This is a genomic window from Nitrosomonas supralitoralis (assembly GCF_003011925.2).
Lineage (GTDB): Bacteria > Pseudomonadota > Gammaproteobacteria > Burkholderiales > Nitrosomonadaceae > Nitrosomonas > Nitrosomonas supralitoralis.
In genome coordinates this window covers 78,505-84,504 of sequence record NZ_PXXU01000009.1, presented here as the reverse complement: position 1 = coordinate 84,504, position 6,000 = coordinate 78,505, and the positions used below count along the sequence as shown (strand labels likewise).

6 protein-coding genes and 1 pseudogene are annotated in these 6,000 nt (G+C 39.4%); 6 read left to right on the top strand and 1 reads right to left on the bottom strand.

What is annotated here, in order from left to right; translation table 11 throughout:
- Window positions 1-108 precede the first annotated feature (108 nt).
- From C7H79_RS04730 to C7H79_RS04720, 3 genes are all read left to right on the top strand, one after another.
- Entirely contained in the window at window positions 109-372 is a 264-nt protein-coding gene (locus C7H79_RS04730) for a type II toxin-antitoxin system RelE/ParE family toxin (protein ID WP_106706141.1), read from the top strand.
- Window positions 365-691, top strand: coding sequence for an addiction module antidote protein (locus C7H79_RS04725; protein WP_106706140.1), 327 nt, complete (start codon window positions 365-367; stop codon window positions 689-691). Before C7H79_RS04730 ends, C7H79_RS04725 begins: the two co-directional genes overlap by 8 nt.
- Before the next feature lie 105 nt (window positions 692-796).
- Window positions 797-1,243, top strand: coding sequence for a hypothetical protein (locus C7H79_RS04720; protein ID WP_106706139.1), 447 nt, complete (start codon window positions 797-799; stop codon window positions 1,241-1,243).
- 46 nt (window positions 1,244-1,289) lie between these two features.
- Here C7H79_RS04720 and C7H79_RS04715 read toward each other — a convergent pair whose 3' ends face one another.
- Window positions 1,290-4,244, bottom strand: a complete 2,955-nt coding sequence (locus C7H79_RS04715; protein ID WP_106706138.1) for a type IV secretory system conjugative DNA transfer family protein — start codon at window positions 4,242-4,244, stop codon at window positions 1,290-1,292.
- Between the two features lie 198 nt (window positions 4,245-4,442).
- Here C7H79_RS04715 and C7H79_RS18785 point away from each other — a divergent pair, with 198 nt between their 5' ends.
- From C7H79_RS18785 to C7H79_RS18775, 3 genes and pseudogenes are all read left to right on the top strand, one after another.
- Window positions 4,443-4,697, top strand: coding sequence for a hypothetical protein (locus tag C7H79_RS18785; RefSeq protein WP_242447150.1), 255 nt, complete (start codon window positions 4,443-4,445; stop codon window positions 4,695-4,697).
- A pseudogene (locus C7H79_RS18780) lies at window positions 4,670-5,368 on the top strand (replication endonuclease). The gene C7H79_RS18785 and the pseudogene C7H79_RS18780 overlap by 28 nt, the downstream one beginning before the upstream one ends.
- A 166-nt stretch (window positions 5,369-5,534) precedes the next feature.
- Complete coding sequence (locus tag C7H79_RS18775) at window positions 5,535-5,774, top strand: hypothetical protein (protein WP_242447149.1); 240 nt, start codon at window positions 5,535-5,537, stop codon at window positions 5,772-5,774.
- The last annotated feature ends 226 nt before the right edge of the window (window positions 5,775-6,000 follow it).

The following is a 6,000-nucleotide window of genomic DNA, read 5'->3' as shown; positions in this document are numbered from 1 at the left end:
AAGCGTGACCTCATGGCTTTATTGCGTGGGGATCCACTCATAGATAAAAATGCTAACAATTGCCAGATGGACTTGCTGTGAAAGTTAACGGGACAATAGTGATATTGGATAGAGAATTTAAAAGACAAAAAGAACCAACAGCGAATCAGAGCACGTATCCGACGACTGGCGGAAGGTCTTTACGGCGATTGCCACTCGGTAGGAGAAGGTATTTTTAAACTCCGAATGTTTTTCGGTTCTGGATACAGGATTTATTTCGGTGAAGATTACGGCAATATTGTGATTTTATTATGTGGCGGTGACAAAGACAGTCAAAAACAGGATATTAAAAACGCCAAGGAATATTGGAAGGATTATAAAAACAATGGCTAAAGAACGGACTTACAAAACTTTAGATGAAAGTGAAGAGGAATATTACCGCAATCATCCCGATGAAATTGATGAATACCTCTCCACGGCATTTGAAGAATATGCGAAGGATGGATGCACTGCTGCTTTACTCTCTCAATTACGTATGATTGCCCGTGTCAAAGGTGTTACAGCACTATCTCAAGAAACAGGTATTACCCGAAACGGCATACAAAAAGCATTATCTGAAAATGGCAACCCTAGATTTGAAAGTATTAATGCGATTATGAATGCTATGGGGTATCGTCTGACGCCGCAAAGGATGGATTTTCATGCAAAATAGTACCTAAAAGCGATTGTAGAATCTCATAAATGGTGGAATTCTAAATTTTTAATATTACACTTCGTATAATTTTAATGATTAAACTAACAGAAAGGACAATTATCCATGGATAAACATATAACCTCGTATGCAAAAGAGATCACTTTGGAGAGTGACAAAGCTAATAGTCTTGATATGCGAGACGGGATTAGTAACGAATTTAACAATAATAGCAATCCGTTTATTATTCAGGAGAATATTGGACGAACCGAAGAAGGGAAACAAAAAGGTGGGCGTGGTGAAGAAGGCATCCAAAGTCGAGAAGTATTTAATTTGATGGCAACAAATGAACCTAGAATAGAAGCTAATGAAAAGCGAATTGATGACTTAATGGAACGTTATAATCATCTTAAAGTAGAATCGACTGAAATTCATCGCGAGCAACCAATGAAGCAGTTTGATGACAGAGAGTCATTAAAAGAGCAGCGTTTAGAGCAATTAAAAGAACGATATGATAATCAAGAAAAGAAGCTGGAAGAGCGTCCACACCTGGATAACGGATATTCTTTGTGAAGCGATGGGGGTAAACATACTGCTTACCCTCCCTCTACCGGAATTTTTATTCTATCGGATTTTTCCCATATGATTCTTCTAGAGTTTTCCTTTTAATATCTAATTCACGTTTCTTTTCTGGATGAAAAATAAAATACTTTAAAATCGGATCACTAAATATTAAACCTAAGAATGCAGTTGAAAAAATAAAAAACAGATTAATGCCTTTTTTGAAAATAAATGAGGTATTCCTCAGAAAATTTCTTTCTAAGATACCTAGTGGATCAACATCAATAAATCCGAAGAACGCTCCAGTAAGACATAGAGATTCATAAAGAATAAATAATCCGACAATAGAACATACAACCTTACCCATAGACAATTGAGAATCTTTTTTCAATTGTATAGTTTCTTCGGTAAAGCTCTGCCACGCAACGCGCGCTTCAGTTTCTTTCAGCTTCTTTTGCTTTCTTTCTGCTTCTTCTCGTTCTTCCTGGCGTTTTTTATCCTCGGATCTCTTGCATTGCTCATGTTCTTCAAGACCCCAATGCAGGATTGGTTTCCACATCTCTTTTAGAAAAATAGCCTTGAATTCTTTTAGGGATTTTATCGGATCAGAAAATTTCTCACGATGTCGCACAATAATGGCTTCACCAGTTTCTGATCTCTTATTAAGCTCAAAGACATAAATTACTTCAATGTCAAATTTAGATCGAACTTTTCTCCAGTTACCTGAATAGGGGCTTTTAATGCCAAAAAGCTCCATATTTTTCTCAATAAATTGACCTTGTATCAGTCCTTTTATTGGTGAAATTATAAATCCTTTATCCAATAATTCTTTTGGAGTAACGATTGGTATATAGTAATCCTCGGTATATTCATATTCTAATAATGGCAATCTGCTGTAAGGCAAGTATGGGTGAGAAGGGTGCGGGTTAAAGCATCGTTCGAATATGCTGTCTTGATCGTAATTAATCCTTCGAATCAAAAATGGCAATTCACCTTGTATTTTAATTAAAGCTAAACCAGGATATGCATCATGCTTGTCATTCTCAATCGTTTTTAAATAGTGTTCTGCTTCATGAACGGTCAATAGTGGTTTTTTGTGAAAAGTTTCAGTAACGCCAGCGCTTGACGATTCACCGTGTGTATTACTATGTTGGTAACCTATCGTATCCGTGTTCGAGGTACCCGTTTGAACGGTTTCAGCATTGGATTGCCCGATTGTATTGCCATAACTTTGAGTATCTGAGCTGCCATCGGTATTGGTATAGGTATAGGTTTTTGTGTTATTAAATGTTGAGCCTCCGCCAAAAGTATCAGAATTACCAGAGCCTCCGCCATAACCTGAACCTGAAGCGCCACCTTTCGAATTGCTAGAGTTGTTATTGTAATTAGTTGCATGCTCAAAGCTTTCGAAAAAAATATGTGGGCCATAATTTCTACCCGCAGCTTTACCCTCACTTATACCCCAGTTACTACTGTTGTTATGCTGCCAATTTTTATTCGAAAAACTTGTCTTTGACCAACTATTCGATTTTCCAGTACTATTTGCGTTGCTGCGAGAATGAGAGAAACTTCTGTTGTCGGTATGGCTAGAATTGTAATTCTGACTTGTGTTTGTTCCTTTTGTATAGGCAGTAGATTCATATGCAGTTTTTGAATTTTGGATCGTAGTCGCCTGGGCGTTAGAACTGTTTCTTCCCTCTGTTATACTTCTCTGATACTTAATGATTTCAGTCTCACCTAGCAGTTGAGATAAGTATTCTCCGGTAAATTTACCTCCGGGAGAAAACCATATCTGCAATTTTGCACCGGCTATGAACTGCTCGAAGTTGTCGCCATAAATGTCTTTCAGGTTACTAAGGTGCTGACAGGCTATAAATAGCTTTACTCCTGATTCACGAATATAATTCATGTTGTCGATGATCTTTTCCATATGCCCCAATATTGGAAATTCATCAATGGATATTAGTAAATCATGCCCATTATCGGGCTTAACATGATATTTCTGCATTTCGGCAAGTATTAGATGGATCATCGCTTTTTGCCAACGTGCAAAAGGGTTAGCATTACTCGGAGGTAGACATAAATATATGCTAATACCTTTTTTACTCGCCCTTAATTCAGAAAGCCTGAAGGTGCGAGGATAAACACCGGTATTGGATACAGTATTCTCCATTCCATCGGTATTTAAAAACTTCAATTGTCTATTGGCAGATATTCGGATGCTCTCATAATATTTTTTTAAATCTTTCACAGACTGTTGCCAATTTCGCGCTTGCCGCGCAATTCTTCCACTATTTGCTTTGCTTTCTTTCATGTCATCCAGAAGGATTTGATAAGGATCGACATTTATCCCTTTTTTTTGCAGTTCAACTGAACGTTGATATTCACCCTCCATAATCAAATTTTTTACAGTCAGCAAGTTTCGATCTTTATCGTGAATATAGGGTGAGCAAACAACCCATTGGATGATAATGGAAATAAATTCACGTCCCTCTTCAGCCCATTCTGCACTATCACCGCCACTTTTGGGTATGACGCACACAGCATCGGCAATGAGATCGGCTTGCGCTGATAAGTCACCACTGTAGGGATCAAGTGCATCAAGCAAGTTATAATGCGCTCTTAATTCATCAGGAACATCAGCGCAATTCATCGGATCCAGAACATAAACATCTTGCCCCATACCATCACAGTATTCATTGCCCTGTCCCCGGCGAATAGCTGTAATGGCGGCATTTATACCTTTAGGATCAATGGATACTAATGAGCCAGGCCATTTTATAAGGTTATTAATAATAATGGATCGACCTTTGCCGCTTCCTGATCCTGCAGCTAAAAAAACATGCCCTTCCCCATTGTAACCAAGTGCTTGATAAGGATTGTGCGGATTGCGACCCAACCAAAAGGAACCTTCTTTGTATGGATAGAGTTGTGCCATAAAATCAGGCTCTCCCCAACGAGCCGTTGCTAATACGTCATTAGCGCGAGTGTGTTCTATAACATTTTTTCTCATTTTCTTTCGGGTTCTTAAGAGGTTAAAACGAGTTTAGAAGTAATTATATTCCTGCCTATTGTAAGCCTCCAACCTTTCCACATTAACACTGCTCTTCATCATCGCCATCCTGTGCTGTAGTCTCTTCGTTTTTCGATCCAATCTAAAGTAGTGAAGTAGTGAAGTAGTGAAGTAGTGAAGTAGTGAAGTAAACGCCTCGTGCAGAAAATCAAAAGTTATAATAATTTCCTTCTAAATCGAAAAGACAGGATAGCAAACCTACTGCACTTTGCACGAACGCTTGATGTCAAGCTTCCCACTTTAGATCAGCCTAATATCTCCGCAAAAGGTGTTTATACCCGCTTGACCGATGAAAACTGGTGGTTGCGCAGATTGCGTAAAGCACACGGCAAAAAACTGGAACAAAAAATATTCAATCCGGCCTCGTGCATCATCGTAAAGGCAAATACGTGAGTGATGAAACCTTGCAGCGGCGTAGAGAACAAAAAAAACGTAATAACCGTTTCTTGGAAGGATGGGACGCCATTAATGAATTGGGGGAGCGTGCCAAACTCAGCGAACTGGCAGAACATAGTCTTGCCAATCCGCATGTGCGCCGTAGTGAATTGATGGTGCGCATTTTTGGATTTGAATTCATTGCCGATGAATTAGGACACGTAGAGGAGTTCTATACCATCACTTGTCCGTCGAAAATGCATGCGCGTTTATCGGGTAGTTGTAATCCAAACCATAAATATCAAGGCACTACACCGGAACAGGCTCAAAAGTATCTCAATACGGTCTAGGCAAGAATTCGCGCAAAACTGAAGCGGGATCATCTGGAAGTTTATGGTTTCCGCATTGCCGAACCGCAGCATGACGGTACACCGCACTGGCACATGCTGTTATTCATGCCGCCCGAGCAAACCGCAAAGGTTAAAGAGATCATCCGGCACTACGCGTTGGAAACGGATGGCGATGAACCAGGTGCAAAAGAACATCGATTTGTTGCAGAATCCATTGATAAAAGCAAAGGCACAGCAGTCGGTTATATTGCTAAGTTTATTTCCAAAAACGTTGATGGTTACGGCCTAAAACAAGATATTGACGGTAACCCAATACAGGAAGCAGCCGAATGGGTGTAAGCTTGGGCATCTACTTGGGGTATTCGTCAATTTCAACAAATCGGCGGTCCACCTGTTTCTATCTGGCGTGAACTTCGTCGAATTAACAACGCACCTGAGGGAATTTTGCAACAAGCTCAGCAAGCTGCCGATCAAGGAAAATGGGGTCAGTTCATTAAATTGATGGGTGGCGCTACATCCTGGCAAGTATGGCGATCCAGTCGGACAAAAAATTTGCGGCGTTCAAACAGATGCGTTTAAATTATCAACACGATTGCATCAATGGCGTATTGAACGACGTGCAGTGGAAACAGAACCAAATGAACGGCGAAGCGCAAAGAGCACGAGTGGGAGCGGTAGCGACCGCGAGGCCGCATTTGCGGCGCAGCCGCCTTGGAGTTCTGTTAATAACTGTACGGTAGTATAATAATTCTTCCGTACAATTAAATAGAAGTGATGATTGCAAGATATCATTAGAGATTGATAGGATATAAATTAAAATCAATAAAAAAATGCTGGATTATTTTTCTTTTTCTTTTTCTTTTTCTTTTATTAAGGATTTTATTAATATTAATTTAATATATTATACTGTTATGTATTTGTATGACGAAGCCATTAAATTATAGGAATCTTTGACAATATTGTTAATGAAG

Coding starts and splice junctions, on each gene's coding strand:
- C7H79_RS04720 (WP_106706139.1), top strand. CDS start 797: ATGGATAAACATATAACCTCGTATGCAAAAGAGATCACTTTGGAGAGT.
- C7H79_RS04715 (WP_106706138.1), bottom strand. CDS start 4,244: ATGAGAAAAAATGTTATAGAACACACTCGCGCTAATGACGTATTAGCA.
- C7H79_RS04725 (WP_106706140.1), top strand. CDS start 365: ATGGCTAAAGAACGGACTTACAAAACTTTAGATGAAAGTGAAGAGGAA.